Genomic DNA, 14794 nt, shown 5'->3' on the forward strand with positions numbered 1-14794 from the left:
TAATGAGCGATATGGCAGAGCGCCTCGCGCTACATGAATTCACGGAAAACGCCTATCTGAACTACTCCATGTACGTCATCATGGACAGGGCGTTGCCGTTTATCGGGGATGGCCTGAAGCCCGTTCAGCGCCGCATCGTCTATGCGATGTCCGAACTGGGGCTGAACGCCACCGCCAAGTTCAAGAAATCCGCCCGTACCGTCGGTGACGTACTGGGTAAATACCATCCGCACGGCGACAGCGCCTGTTATGAAGCGATGGTGCTGATGGCGCAGCCGTTCTCTTACCGCTATCCGCTGGTGGACGGGCAGGGGAACTGGGGTGCGCCGGACGATCCGAAATCCTTCGCGGCGATGCGTTATACCGAATCCCGTCTCTCTAAATATGCCGAAGTGCTGCTGGGCGAGCTGGGTCAGGGAACCGTTGACTGGGTGCCAAACTTCGACGGTACGATGCAGGAGCCGAAGATGCTGCCTGCGCGTCTGCCGAACATTCTGCTGAACGGCACCACCGGTATCGCGGTCGGTATGGCGACGGACATTCCGCCGCATAACCTGCGTGAAGTGGCGAAAGCCGCCATTACCCTGATTGAGCAGCCGAAAGCGACGCTCGACGAGCTGCTGGATATCGTGCAGGGGCCAGATTTCCCGACCGAAGCCGAGATCATCACCTCGCGCGCGGAAATCCGCAAAATCTACCAGAACGGTCGCGGCTCCGTGCGTATGCGCGCGGTGTGGAATAAAGAGGACGGCGCCGTGGTGATCACCGCGCTGCCGCATCAGGTTTCCGGTGCCAAAGTGCTGGAGCAGATCGCCTCCCAGATGCGCAATAAAAAGCTGCCGATGGTGGACGACCTGCGCGATGAATCGGATCACGAAAACCCGACCCGTCTGGTGATCGTGCCGCGCTCCAACCGCGTGGACATGGAACAGGTGATGAACCACCTGTTCGCCACCACCGATCTGGAAAAAAGCTACCGCATCAACCTGAACATGATTGGCCTCGACGGACGCCCGGCGGTGAAAAACCTGCTGGAGATCCTCACCGAATGGCTGACGTTCCGCCGCGATACGGTCCGCCGTCGTCTGAACCATCGTCTGGAGAAAGTGCTTAAGCGCCTGCATATCCTCGAAGGTTTGCTGGTGGCGTTCCTCAATATCGACGAAGTGATTGAGATCATCCGTACCGAGGACGAGCCGAAGCCGGCGCTGATGTCGCGCTTTGGCATCAGCGAAACCCAGGCCGAAGCGATCCTCGAACTGAAGCTGCGCCATCTCGCCAAACTGGAAGAGATGAAGATCCGCGGCGAGCAGAACGAGCTGGAAAAAGAGCGCGATCAGCTGCAGGCGATCCTCGCGTCCGAGCGCAAGATGAACACCCTGCTGAAGAAAGAGCTGCAGGCCGATGCAGACGCCTTCGGCGACGACCGTCGTTCTCCGCTGCACGAGCGCGAAGAAGCGAAGGCCATGAACGAGCACGACATGCAGCCGTCCGAGCCGGTGACCATTGTTCTGTCGCAGAGCGGCTGGGTGCGTAGCGCCAAAGGCCACGATATCGACGCGCCGGGGCTGAGCTACAAAGCGGGCGACAGCTTCAAAGCGGCGGTGAAAGGCAAGAGCAACCAGCCGGTGGCGTTTATCGACTCCACCGGCCGCAGCTACGCCATCGACCCGATTACGCTGCCTTCCGCGCGCGGGCAGGGCGAGCCGCTCACCGGCAAGCTGACGCTGCCGCCGGGGGCGACGGTTGACCATATGCTGATGGAAGCCGATGACCAGAAGCTGCTGCTGGCGTCCGATGCGGGCTACGGCTTTATCTGTACCTTTAACGACCTGGTCTCCCGTAACCGTGCCGGTAAGGCGCTGATTAGCCTGCCGGACAACGCCCACGTAATGGCGCCGCTGGTGATTGAGAATGAAAGCGACATGCTGCTGGCGATCACTACCGCCGGACGTATGCTGATGTTCCCGGTCAGCGATCTGCCGGAGCTGTCGAAAGGCAAGGGCAACAAGATCATCAACATCCCGTCGGCGGAAGCCGCGAAAGGCGAAGATGGCCTGGCGCACCTCTTCCTCCTGCCGCCGCAGAGCACGCTGACCATTCACGTCGGCAAGCGTAAGATCAAGCTTCGTCCGGAAGAGCTGCAGAAAGTGGTGGGTGAGCGCGGTCGCCGCGGCTCGCTGATGCGCGGCCTGCAGCGCATCGACCGCGTGGAGATTGACTCTCCTGCACGCAGCACCGCGGGTGACAGCGAAGAGTAATGTCGTGATATCCCCCTCTGCCCGGAGGGGGAGTTTCAATAAAATTTCCCGTAAAATCGTTGTTAATTCGTGCGTTGCGATTAACAATACGCGCTCGTAATAAAGTCCTTACCTGGCCACAGGTGAAGTATAATTGTCAGCTGTTGGGGCTTCAGAGGTCGCTATGCTATATATTGTTCGTCTTATTCTTACCGTTATCTACTGCATTCTGGTCTGTATTTTCGGCTGCATCTATTGCCTGTTCAGTCCGCGTAATCCTAAGCATGTTGCCACCTTCGGCCATATGTTCGGTCGCCTTGCGCCGCTGTTTGGTCTGAAGGTTGAAAAACGTCTGCCTGAAGGGGCGGAGAATTTCGGTAACGCCATCTATATCGCCAACCATCAGAACAATTACGATATGGTGACCGCCGCAAATATCGTTTTGCCACCGACCGTGACGGTGGGGAAAAAAAGCCTGCTGTGGATCCCGTTTTTTGGCCAGCTGTACTGGCTGACCGGTAACCTGCTGATCGACCGTAATAACCGTGCGAAAGCGCACAGCACCATTGCGGAAGTGGTCAATCATTTTAAAAAGCGCAGAATCTCAATCTGGATGTTCCCGGAAGGAACGCGAAGCCGCGGCCGCGGCCTGCTGCCGTTTAAAACCGGGGCGTTTCATGCCGCAATTGCGGCAGGTGTTCCAATTATTCCTGTGTGCGTTTCCAATACTTCGAATAAGATTAATCTTAACCGCCTGAATAACGGGCTGGTGATTGTCGAAATGCTGCCACCCGTCGATACCAGCAAATACGGTAAAGACCAGGTGCGCGAGCTGGCAGCGCACTGCCGTGAGCTGATGGCTCAGCACATTGCGCAGCTCGACAAAGAAGTCGCAGAGAGAGAAGCCGCCGGTAAGATTTAATCCGGCGTTGAAGGGAAAACGAATTCCCGCGTTGTTAGTCGTTTCAGATGGAGCTTATATGTCACTCAGTCGGCGTCAGTTTATTCAGGCTTCCGGGATCGCCCTTTGTGCGGGTGCGATGCCGCTGACAGCCAGCGCCGCCGGGCAGCAACAGCCGCTGCCCATTCCGCCATTAATTGAATCCCGTCGCGGTCAGCCGCTTTTCCTGACGCTGCAGCGTAGCCACTGGTCCTTTACCCAGGGGACGCGCGCGCCGGTCTGGGGCATTAACGGACGTTACCTTGGGCCGACCATACGCGTGTGGAATGGCGATGACGTAAAGCTCATCTACAGTAACCGTACCCCTGAAAATGTCGCCATGACCATCAGCGGCTTACAGGTGCCTGGCCCGTTGATTGGCGGCGCGGCGCGAATGATGTCACCCAGCGCCGACTGGGCGCCCGTTCTGCCGATTCGCCAGAGCGCGGCCACCCTGTGGTATCACGCCAACACGCCTAACCGCACGGCGCAGCAGGTTTATAACGGCCTGGCCGGAATGTGGCTGGTGGAAGATGAGGTCAGCAAATCCCTGCCGATCCCGAACCACTACGGCGTGGATGATTTCCCGATTATCATCCAGGACAAGCGTCTGGATAATTTCGGTACGCCAGAATACAGCGAGCCGGGCAGCGGTGGCTTTGTCGGCGATACGCTGCTGGTCAACGGCGCGCAAAGCCCGTATGTGGAAGTTTCGCGCGGCTGGGTGCGCCTGCGTCTGCTCAACGCGTCTAACTCGCGCCGCTATCAGCTGCAAATGAGCGATGGCCGTCCGCTGCACGTGATCTCCGGCGACCAGGGCTTTTTACCGGCGCCGGTTTCCGTCAAACAGCTGGCGCTCTCGCCGGGCGAACGTCGCGAAGTTCTCATTGATATGACCAATGGGGATGAAGTGTCTGTCACCTGCGGTGAAGCGGCCAGCATTGTGGACCGCATTCGCGGGTTCTTTGAACCGTCGAGCATTCTTGTCTCTACCCTAGTGCTGACCCTGCGCCCGACCGGTCTGCTGCCGCTGGTGACCGATAGCCTGCCAATGCGTCTGCTGCCGCAGGAGATCATGAGCGGCTCGCCGGTGCGTAGCCGTGATATCAGCCTGGGCGACGACCCGGGCATCAACGGCTCGCTGTGGGACGTCAACCGCATCGACATTACCGCGCAGCAGGGCACCTGGGAGCGCTGGACGGTCCGCTCGGATATGCCTCAGTCGTTCCATATTGAAGGGGTGGCATTCCTGATCCGCAACGTCAACGGTGCGATGCCGTTCCCGGAAGATCGCGGCTGGAAAGATACCGTCTGGGTTGACGGCCAGGTTGAACTGCTTGTCTATTACGGTCAGCCTTCGTGGCCGCACTTCCCGTTCCTGTTCCACAGCCAGACGCTGGAGATGATGGACAGGGGCTCCGTGGGGCAGATGCTGATCAACCCCGCACCTTAACCCCAACATTCCCGGTTCGCCGGGAATGTTTTATGCCCGCCAGAAAAAGCGCGAGAACAGAATCAGCACCGGGTAAATTTCCAGACGCCCCAGGATCATCGCCGCGCACATCAGCATTTTTGCCCCCTCGGTTAACGTGCCAAACGTCGACGCCGTCTCGCCAAACCCCAGCCCCATGTTGTTGATGCAGGCGGCAACCGTTGCGAATGCGGTAAACAGGTCGTAGCCCATCAGGTTGAGCGACCAGACAAAAAAGCCCGTGATCATCACGTAGAGAAAAAAGAAGCTCCATACCGAGCGCAGGACGCGTTCATTCACCACGCTTTTGCCCACCTTAATGCTCAGCAGCGCTCTCGGATGCGCCAGCTGGTTCATCTCCTGAATACTCTGCTTGAACATAATGAGAAAACGCAGGGCTTTGATCCCGCCGCAGGTCGAGCCTACGCAGCCGCCAAAAAAGCTGGCGCTCAACAGCAGGAAGATAGTGTGTGCGGGCCATTGGGCATAGTCGGCTGTCGAAAGGCCGTTATCGGTCATCATCGAACTGGCAAGGAAGAAGGCGTGCACCAGGCTATCCGTGGCGTTGTACATCCCGGCATGCCAGACCTGCCAGGCGGTGATGACAATAATCACCGCGGCGGCGCTCAGAAAGAATTTAACCTCCGGGCTGCGGCGAATCGGTTTCAGGGTGCGTCTGACAATAGCGACGTACCAGAGGGTGAAGTTGAACGCGGAGAGCAGTGAAAACGCCCCGGCGACCAGCTCAATCGCGTGGCTGTCATAAAACCCAATGCTCTCGCTGCGGGTGGAGAACCCGCCCAACGACACGGTCGACAGCCCGTGACAGAGGGCGTCAAAAAATGACATTCCCGCCAGCCAGTAGGCCAGGGTGCAGGCTACGCCCAGCGCGAAGTAGGTTACCCACAGCGTGCGCGCGGTATCGGCAAGGCGGGGAGTCAAACGCTCCTCTTTGAACGGCCCCGGCATCTCTGACTGATAGAGCTTCATGCCGCCGATGCCCAGCAGCGGCAGGACCGCGACGGCCAGCACGATGACGCCTAACCCGCCAATGAAATTCAGCTGAGCGCGGTAATAAAGGTATGACTTAGGCAGGGCGCTGACGTCCCCGATCACCGTTGCCCCGGTGGTGGTGATCCCGGAAACCCCTTCAAAGAGCGCGTCGGCAAAGGAGAGCTGTAGCCCGTCATCCATCCAGAGCGGCATGGCGCTAATGAATGAAAACAGCAGCCAGAACAGCACGATAATCACAAACCCGTCGCGGGTGCGAAGCTGTATGCCGGCGTGACGTGTTGCCCGCCAGGTTAGCCCTCCGAGAGTAAAAAAGGTTAAAAAGGTGGTCAGGAAGGCAAAGTAGGTACGCTCTTTATTCAGCAGGGCGATCACCATCGGCGGCAGCATGGAAAGGCTGTACAGCAGAACCAGAAAACCGCAGAGGTGAAGGACAACCCGCAGCTGGGATACATGTAACGAATCGTTGGGCTTCACGACAGAGCTCCGCGCAATAACACGTTCCGGGGCAACTCACCGGAAAATATAGTGAATATTATGATTCAAAATTATCAGGGCGCCGTATTTTAACGACTTCCACGAATATCTGCCTGCTTCCTGCATCCTTTTCTTCAAATCTGGCGGATGAACAGCGTATAATCCCGCTCCTTTTGTCTATTTTTTCTTCGGAAGCATTATGAGCGCAATTTCCCTGATCCAGCCGGATCGTGACCTCTTCTCCTGGCCCCAGTACTGGGCGGCCTGCTTTGGACCGGCGCCATTCCTGCCGATGTCCAGGGAAGAGATGGACCAACTGGGCTGGGACAGCTGCGACATCATTCTGGTCACGGGCGATGCCTACGTTGACCATCCGAGCTTCGGCATGGCCATCTGTGGCCGTATGCTTGAGGCGCAGGGCTTCCGCGTGGGGATCATCTCCCAGCCTGACTGGAACAGCAAAGACGACTTTATGCGTCTGGGTAAACCGAACCTGTTCTTCGGCGTCACCGCAGGCAACATGGACTCGATGATCAACCGCTATACCGCCGACCGCAAGCTGCGCCATGACGACGCCTACACGCCGGATAACGTGGCGGGTAAACGCCCCGACCGCGCCACCCTGGTCTATACCCAGCGCTGTAAAGAAGCCTGGAAAGACGTCCCGGTGATCCTGGGCGGCATCGAGGCGAGCCTGCGCCGCACCGCACACTACGACTACTGGTCAGATACCGTTCGCCGCTCGGTGCTGGTGGATTCCAAAGCCGATATGCTGATTTACGGTAACGGCGAGCGTCCGCTGGTGGAAGTGGCGCACCGTCTTTCGCAGGGTGAGCCGGTGAGCAGCATCCGCGACGTGCGCAATACCGCCATTATGGTGAAAGAGGCGTTGCCGGGCTGGAGCGGGGTGGATTCCCGCATCATTGATATGCCGGGCAAAATCGACCCGATCCCGCATCCGTACGGCGAAGATCTGCCGTGTGCCGATAACAAGCCGGTTGAGCCGAAAAAAGCGGAAGCGAAGGCTATCGTTGTGCAGCCGCCGCGTCCGAAACCGTGGGAAAAGACCTACGTGCTGCTGCCGTCCTACGAGAAGGTGAAAGCCGACAAGGTGCTCTACGCGCACGCGTCCCGTATTCTGCACCATGAAACCAACCCGGGCTGCGCCCGCGCGCTGATGCAGAAGCACGGCGAGCGCTTTATCTGGATCAACCCGCCGGCGATCCCGCTCTCCACCGAAGAGATGGACAGCGTCTTTGCGCTGCCGTACAAGCGCGTGCCGCACCCGGCGTACGGCAACGCCCGTATCCCGGCGTATGAGATGATCCGCTTCTCGATCAACATCATGCGCGGCTGCTTCGGCGGCTGTTCGTTCTGCTCCATTACCGAGCACGAAGGGCGCATTATCCAGAGCCGCTCTGAAGATTCGATCATCAATGAGATCGAAGCGATTCGCGACTCGGTGCCGGGCTTTACCGGCGTGATTTCCGACCTTGGCGGCCCAACCGCGAACATGTACATGCTGCGCTGCAAGTCGCCGCGCGCGGAGCAAACCTGCCGTCGCCTCTCCTGCGTCTATCCGAGCATTTGCGAGCATATGGACACCAACCATGAGCCGACGATCAACCTCTACCGCCGCGCGCGAGACCTGAAGGGCATCAAAAAGATCCTGATCGCGTCCGGGGTACGTTACGACATCGCCGTGGAAGATCCGCGCTACATCAAAGAGCTGGCGACGCACCACGTCGGCGGCTATCTGAAGATTGCGCCGGAGCACACCGAGGAAGGCCCGCTGTCGAAAATGATGAAGCCGGGCATGGGCAGCTACGATCGCTTTAAAGAGCTGTTCGATACCTATTCGAAGCAGGCGGGTAAAGAGCAGTATCTGATCCCATACTTCATCTCCGCCCACCCGGGCACGCGCGATGAGGACATGGTGAACCTGGCGCTGTGGCTGAAGCAGCGTCGCTTCCGCCTGGATCAGGTGCAGAACTTCTATCCGTCACCGCTCGCTAACTCGACGACCATGTATTACACCGGCAAGAACCCGCTGAGTAAGATTGGTTATAAGAGTGAAGAGGTGGTGGTGCCGAAAGGGGATAAACAGCGCCGTCTGCATAAAGCGCTGCTGCGCTACCACGATCCGAAAAACTGGCCGCTGCTCCGTCAGGCGCTGGAAGAGATGGGTAAAAAACACCTGATCGGCTCGCGCCGCGACTGCCTGGTGCCGGCCCCGACGCTGGATGAGATGCGCGAAGCGCGTCGCCAGAACCGCAATACGCGCCCGGCGCTGACCAAGCACACGCCGATTGTGCATCAGCGTTCGAACGGTAATTCGAGTGTGAAGAAGCCCGTGAAGCGCAAAGCGTAAATAAAAAACCCCGGCGAGCCGGGGTTTTTATGTCGACACGTAGGCCGGGTAAGGCGAAGCCGCCACCCGGCTTTTTTACGCGACTACCCGCCAAACTGGTCCGGGTCCGGGCCTAAACGTTTACCCTTATCCAGCTTCGCAATCTCACCCAGCTCGTCTTTGTCCAGACGGAAATCCCAGACGTCGAAGTTCTCGGCGATGCGCGATGGCGTGACCGATTTCGGGATGACCACCAGGCCGTTGTCCAGATGCCAGCGAATGACGATTTGCGCCGGGGTTTTACCGTATTTATCCGCCAGCTCACGGATGATCTTTTGATCAAACACCCCTTCGCCGCCCTGCGCCAGCGGGCTCCAGGACTCGGTCTGGATTTTATGCGTAGCGTTCCAGGCGTGTAGCTGGCGCTGCTGCATCAGCGGGTGCAGCTCGATCTGGTTAATCACTGGCGCAACTCCCGTCTCGTCAATCAGCCGCTGCAGGTGATGAACCTGGAAATTACAGACGCCGATGCTTTTCACCAGCCCCTCTTTCTGCAGTTCAATCATCCCTTTCCAGGCATTAACGTAGTGATCGATAGCCGGAACCGGCCAGTGCATCAGCCAGAGATCGACGAAATCGAGCTGGAGTTTCTCCAGGCTCTCCTCCAGCGCTTCGCGGGGGCGTTTTTGATCGTCGTTCCACAGTTTCGTGGTGATGAATAACTCATCGCGGGGGACGCCGGCGCTGGCAAGTGCCTTACCCACGCCGTCCTCGTTTTTGTATGCGGCGGCGGTATCAATGGACCGATAGCCGACTTCCAGGGCTTTATGAATGGCGGAGACGACCTCGTCGTTACCGGCTTTCCATACACCTAGCCCCAGCTGGGGCATCACGTTGCCGTCCTGCAGCTTGATTACGGTTTGGTTTGCCATTTTTCCTCCTTCAGGTGCGCATCGCCGGAGGGTTCCTCCGGCGATGGGTTGTGCATTAAGTCTGGACGAAATGTCAAAAAACGAAAGTCGGGAGGGCAAAAACGCTTAGCGTGCCGCTTCGTAGATGCGACGGCTCACGTCGAGCGTAATATCGCCGTGCTCGCCCAGGTGGGTCATGCCGTGTTCTTCGAGTTTCGCCAGCAGGGCAGGGATGGAGCTGCCGTCCAGGCCGTAGCCGGACAGACGCGTTGGCACGCCCAGACCTTCAAAGAAGCTTCGGGTCGCTTCGATGGCGGCATCAATACGCGCATCGTCAGAACCCTCGGTGATGTTCCACACGCGTTCTGCGTACTGCAGCAGCTTGGCGCGCTTGGTATCCCGTTTTTCGTTCCACAGCGCAGGCAGCACAACGGCCAGCGTCTGAGCGTGGTCCAGACCGTGCATCGCCGTCAGCTCGTGGCCCAGCATATGGGTTGCCCAGTCCTGCGGCACGCCAGCCCCGATCAGGCCGTTCAGCGCCTGCGTTGCCGCCCACATGACGTTGGCACGAACGTCGTAGTTTTCCGGCTCTTTCAGCGCTTTCGGACCTTCTTCGACGAGCGTCAGCAGAATGCCTTCCGCGAATCGATCCTGAATTTTGGCATCTACCGGATACGTGACGTACTGCTCAACGGTATGAACAAAGGCATCGACCACGCCGTTCGCCACCTGACGCGCAGGCAGGGTGTAGGTGTAAACCGGATCCAGGATCGCGAATACAGGCTGAACGTGTTCGTTCATAAAGGCCTGTTTGTCGCCGGTCGTTTTACGGGAGATCACCGCGCCCTTGTTGGATTCAGAACCGGTGGCCGGCAGGGTCAGCACGGAGCCCATCGGGATGGCGCTTTTAATGTCGCTGCCGCGGGTTTCCAGAATGTGCCACGGATCGATGCCGTCAGCGTAGTGCGCTGCCGCCGCGATGAATTTGGTGCCGTCCAGCACGGAGCCGCCGCCGACGGCCAGCAGGAAGGTGATCTTCTCTTCGCGGGCGATTTTCACCGCGTTCATCAGCGTTTCGTAAGACGGGTTGGGCTCGATGCCGCCGAACTCACGCACGTTCAGACCGTCCAGGGCGCTGTAAACCTGATCCAGCACGCCGGTTTTTTTCACGCTGCCGCCACCGTAGGTGATCAGCACGCGGGCGTCAGTGGGGATCTGGGCGCGCAGTTCGGCGATAGCGTCTTTACCAAACAGAATGCGGGTTGGGGTGTGAAGATTAAAGTTGTTCATTGCTCGTTCCCTTTAGTGGGTGAAAAACCGTGGTGGCGCAGAGGGCGACCTGATGCTGCACATTGTGGCCGTCCGGGGCTATCCTCTCAATGCACATTCCTGCCGATGTCTTGCCCATTTCTACAGAGCGCTGGAGAAAGCGCGGAAAACGACGCACACTGTCAACGTCGGAAACCGTACCCGGAGTAACGTACTATGAACCGTGAAGCGATCTGCCATCAGCTCACTGCGCAGATTAAAAGACTGATAGATAAAGAAAATGGTGTCAGCGATCTGCTTCCTGACATTCGCCTGCTCTACGGCACGCAGCCCGGGACGCGCACGCCGGTCATGTACCAGCCGGGCATCGTTTTTCTCTTCTCGGGCCATAAAATTGGCTATATCAACGAGCGCGTGTTCCGCTACGACACCAATGAATATCTGCTCCTGACGGTACCTTTACCCTTCGAATGTGAAACCTTCGCGACAGAGGCCGTTCCGCTGGCCGGTATTCGCGTCAACGTCGATATTCTTCAGCTGCAGGAGCTGCTGATGGATATTGGCGAAGACGAATTCTTCCAGCCGTCTATGGCGTCGAGCGGGATTAACTCGGCGACGCTGTCGGAAGAGATCCTCTGCGCCATTGAGCGTCTGCTGGACGTGATGGAAAGGCCGCTGGACGCGCGTATTCTGGGCAAGCAGATCGTCCGCGAAATTCTCTACCACGTGCTGCTGGGCCCGGGCGGCGGGGCGTTACTGGCTCTGGTGAGCCGACAGACCCACTTCAGCCTGATAAGCCGCGTGCTCAAGCGTATCGAAAGCCAGTACACGGAAAACCTCAGCGTCGACCAGCTGGCGGCGGAAGCGAACATGAGCGTCTCGGCGTTTCACCATAACTTCAAGTCGGTAACCAGCACCTCGCCGCTGCAGTACCTTAAAACCTACCGGCTGCATAAGGCGCGGATGCTGATGATCCACGACGGCATGAAGGCCAGCGCGGCGGCAATGCGGGTGGGTTACGAAAGCGCGTCGCAGTTCAGTCGGGAGTTTAAGCGCTATTTTGGCGTTACGCCGGGAGAAGATGCATCACGCATCCGAACCATGCAGGGAGCTTAAGCTTTTTCCTCTCTCCCCTATGGGGAGAGGGGATCACGCGCTGCAGTACTTCTTCTTAATCACCACCGCGATGGTTCCCACCAGGCCTGCCACCAGCAGGAACATCGGCAGCACCATCAGGAAGGTCATCACCTGATCTTCATGGTGTTTCACAAAGGGGATCATATTCAGCGCATAGCCGAGCGTGGTGACCACACCCACCCACAGCAGAGCGCTCAGCCAGTTGAAGAACTGGAAGCGGCGGTTTGACAGACCGGAAATGCCCGCCATCGTTGGCAGAAGCGTGCGAACAAACGCGAGGAAACGCCCCGCCAGCAGGGCCAGCAGGCCATGCCTGTCGAACATGCAGGTCGCACGCTGATGATATTTATGCGGTAACTGCGCCAGCCAGCCTTTTACGACGCGGGTATTCCCAAGCCAGCGGCCCTGCAGATAGCTCAGCCAGCAGCCCAGGCTGGCTGCGGAGGTGAGAATAACCATTGTTGGCGTGAAGTCCATGACGCCTTTCCCGATTAACGCCCCGGCAAGTAAAAGCAGGCTGTCACCGGGTAAAAACGAGGCTGGCAGTAATCCATTTTCCAGAAAAAGAGTTGCGAACATCACGAGGTAAACGATACCAACGATGTGAGGATCCGCCAGCGCGGCAAAGTCGTGATGCCAAAGCGCCGCGATAATATCTTGAATAACAGCCATGGACTTTCCTGTGGAACAGCAGATATAGCGCTATTGTACTCCCTTATTCGCCCGTCGGGTTTGATCCCGGGCGCAACTCATGCAGACTTTTCTCATTGCCGTGTCCACAAAAGCGTCCAGAGAGTACATTTTCAGCCAGCACTCTACACGATACGCTCGAACCCTGCTGCTAAATCGGCAATCAGATCGTCAACATTTTCTAAACCGATATGCAGTCGAATCAGGGTACCGCTGAAGTCCACTTCACCGCCGGGACGCAGAGCCGCAACCTGTTCCGGCTGATTAGGCAGGATCAGGGATTCAAAACCGCCCCAGGAGTAGGCCATGCTGAAGAGGGTAAAATTATCCAGATAGCTCGCCAGCTCGTCGTTATTCAGCCGCTTTTTCAGTACGAACGAGAACAAACCGCTGCTGCCCGTAAAATCACGCTGCCAGAATTCGTGGCCTTTACTGCCCGGTAGCGCGGGATGATTCACGCGCTCAACCTGCGGATGCTGCGCCAGCCATTCGGCCACCTTCAGGCTGCTTTCATGGTGCTGACGAAGGCGAACGCCCAGCGTGCGGAGTCCGCGGCTGGTCATGTAGGCCGTATCTGCATCCACCATCTGGCCCATCAGGTAGGCATTTTCACGCAGCTGATCCCAGCAGCGCGCGTTGGAAACCGCGGTGCCAATCATGCCGTCAGAGTGGCCTATCAGGTATTTCGTCGCCGCCTGAATCGAGATATCAATGTCGAATTCCAGGGCTTTAAACAGCACGCCCGCCGCCCAGGTGTTGTCGATCATCACGATCGCCTCTGGGGCTTTGCTGCGCACGGCTTTCACGATAGCAGGCACGTCGTGAACTTCCATGGTGAGCGATCCCGGAGATTCCAGGAACACAATGCGCGTGTTTGGCTGAATAAGTTCGGCAATGCCTTCGCCAATCAGCGGGTCGAACCAGCCGGTCGTTACGCCGAGCTTGCTGAGGATTTTGGTGCAGAAGTCCTGGCTGGGCTCGTAGGCGGTGTTGGTCATCAGGATATGGTCGCCCTGTTCCACAAACGCCAGAATGGTGTTGGCGACCGCCGCTGCCCCGCACGGGAACAGCGCGCAGCCTGCGCCGCCTTCCAGCTCGCACATCGCTTCCTGAAGAGAGAAATGGGTTAGCGTGCCGCGACGGCCATAAAACAGCCCGCCTTTCGCGCGGTTGCGCGTGGCAATTTTTTTCTCCTCAACGGTATCAAACACCAGCGAGGAGGCTCGTTGAATCACGCTGTTGACCGATCCCTGCGTATATTTTTTGCTGCGTCCTGCCTGTACCAGCGTGGTATCAAGATGCTTCTTTGTCATGTTCGCTAACCCTGTTTTTATACGTCTGGACGTCCAGACTACCACGATTGGAAAAAACTGCACCCCGGGGCTTATCGAATAAGCAGAAAATATTAGCAAAAATTTGCATAAGAAATTTTTACTGCGTAAGCGCAAGGAAAGTGAACGAAAATTACGGCACCATGCAAATACTAATGAGAACTACTATCAATTCGACGACGTTTTGATATTATTACGCTCAGATTTTGTGATTTGCGTCCTGGAGATACAGAGTGGGTAATAATTTGATGCAGACGGATCTCTCCGTTTGGGGCATGTATCAGCATGCTGACATCGTGGTTAAGATTGTGATGATCGGCCTGATTCTGGCGTCCGTTGTCACCTGGGCTATCTTCTTCAGCAAAAGCGCCGAGCTGCTTTCGCAGAAGCGTCGCCTTAAGCGGGAACAGCTACAGCTGGCTGAAGCCCGCTCTCTGGATCAGGCTTCAGATATGACCTCATCCTTCCACGCGAAAAGCCTGACCACCCTGTTAGTGAACGAAGCGCAGAACGAGCTGGAACTCTCCGCTGGCAGTGAAGATAACGAAGGGATCAAAGAACGTACCGGTTTCCGCCTGGAGCGTCGCGTTGCGGCCGTTGGCCGAGACATGGGACGCGGCAATGGTTATCTGGCGACCATCGGCGCGATCTCACCGTTCATCGGTCTTTTCGGTACGGTCTGGGGCATCATGAACAGCTTTATCGGTATCGCGCAGACCCAAACCACCAACCTGGCGGTCGTTGCGCCGGGTATCGCAGAAGCGCTGCTGGCGACGGCAATCGGTCTGGTTGCCGCTATCCCGGCGGTGGTCATCTACAACATCTTCGCGCGTATGATTGGCAGCTACAAAGCCACGCTGGGTGACGTTGCCGCGCAGGTTCTGCTGCTGCAAAGCCGCGATCTCGACCTGAACGCCAGCTCGGTTAAGCCGGTGCACGCGGCGTCTAAACTGCGCGCAGGTTAAGA

11 protein-coding genes are annotated in these 14794 nt (G+C 57.7%); 6 read left to right on the top strand and 5 right to left on the bottom strand.

All coding sequences use genetic code 11. The features are described from left to right. Positions 1-2 precede the first annotated feature (2 nt). From parC to ftsP, 3 genes are all read left to right on the top strand, one after another. Complete coding sequence (parC, locus tag FOY96_RS03105) at positions 3-2261, top strand: DNA topoisomerase IV subunit A (RefSeq protein WP_029740706.1); 2259 nt, start codon at positions 3-5, stop codon at positions 2259-2261. Positions 2262-2424: 163 nt separating this feature from the next. Then, positions 2425-3162 (top strand): 1-acylglycerol-3-phosphate O-acyltransferase, encoded by a 738-nt coding sequence (plsC, locus tag FOY96_RS03110; RefSeq protein ID WP_023333413.1) that lies wholly within the window; start codon positions 2425-2427, stop codon positions 3160-3162. Positions 3163-3220: 58 nt separating this feature from the next. Further along, positions 3221-4633 (top strand): cell division protein FtsP, encoded by a 1413-nt coding sequence (gene ftsP / locus FOY96_RS03115; RefSeq protein ID WP_048979112.1) that lies wholly within the window; start codon positions 3221-3223, stop codon positions 4631-4633. Between the two features lie 30 nt (positions 4634-4663). Here ftsP and FOY96_RS03120 read toward each other — a convergent pair whose 3' ends face one another. Beyond that, the gene (locus FOY96_RS03120) at positions 4664-6139 is read right to left on the bottom strand and encodes a TrkH family potassium uptake protein (protein WP_045888194.1); all 1476 of its coding nucleotides are present in this window, start codon (positions 6137-6139) and stop codon (positions 4664-4666) included. 199 nt (positions 6140-6338) lie between these two features. On the opposite strand from FOY96_RS03120, the gene FOY96_RS03125 reads away from it, so the two are divergent. Beyond that, the gene (locus tag FOY96_RS03125) at positions 6339-8510 is read left to right on the top strand and encodes a YgiQ family radical SAM protein (protein ID WP_143346487.1); all 2172 of its coding nucleotides are present in this window, start codon (positions 6339-6341) and stop codon (positions 8508-8510) included. A gap of 83 nt (positions 8511-8593) precedes the next feature. Here FOY96_RS03125 and dkgA read toward each other — a convergent pair whose 3' ends face one another. Then, positions 8594-9421: a 2,5-didehydrogluconate reductase DkgA gene (dkgA, locus tag FOY96_RS03130; protein WP_143346488.1), complete on the bottom strand. Its 828-nt coding sequence runs from the start codon at positions 9419-9421 to the stop codon at positions 8594-8596. Positions 9422-9526: 105 nt separating this feature from the next. Then, on the bottom strand, positions 9527-10690 hold the full coding sequence (gene yqhD / locus FOY96_RS03135) for an alcohol dehydrogenase (protein WP_143346489.1): 1164 nt from the start codon (positions 10688-10690) through the stop codon (positions 9527-9529). A gap of 195 nt (positions 10691-10885) precedes the next feature. Here yqhD and FOY96_RS03140 point away from each other — a divergent pair, with 195 nt between their 5' ends. Next, the gene (locus FOY96_RS03140; RefSeq protein WP_033146645.1) at positions 10886-11785 is read left to right on the top strand and encodes an AraC family transcriptional regulator; all 900 of its coding nucleotides are present in this window, start codon (positions 10886-10888) and stop codon (positions 11783-11785) included. A gap of 33 nt (positions 11786-11818) precedes the next feature. Here FOY96_RS03140 and yghB read toward each other — a convergent pair whose 3' ends face one another. After that, positions 11819-12478 (bottom strand): DedA family general envelope maintenance protein YghB, encoded by a 660-nt coding sequence (gene yghB, locus FOY96_RS03145; RefSeq protein ID WP_029740714.1) that lies wholly within the window; start codon positions 12476-12478, stop codon positions 11819-11821. A 143-nt stretch (positions 12479-12621) separates the two neighbouring features. Beyond that, positions 12622-13809, bottom strand: coding sequence for a cystathionine beta-lyase (gene metC, locus FOY96_RS03150; RefSeq protein WP_045403978.1), 1188 nt, complete (start codon positions 13807-13809; stop codon positions 12622-12624). A 251-nt stretch (positions 13810-14060) separates the two neighbouring features. Here metC and exbB point away from each other — a divergent pair, with 251 nt between their 5' ends. After that, the gene (gene exbB / locus FOY96_RS03155) at positions 14061-14792 is read left to right on the top strand and encodes a tol-pal system-associated acyl-CoA thioesterase (protein ID WP_143346490.1); all 732 of its coding nucleotides are present in this window, start codon (positions 14061-14063) and stop codon (positions 14790-14792) included. Positions 14793-14794 lie beyond the last annotated feature (2 nt).

The sequence above is a fragment of the Enterobacter asburiae genome (genome assembly GCF_007035645.1).
Lineage (GTDB): Bacteria > Pseudomonadota > Gammaproteobacteria > Enterobacterales > Enterobacteriaceae > Enterobacter > Enterobacter asburiae_B.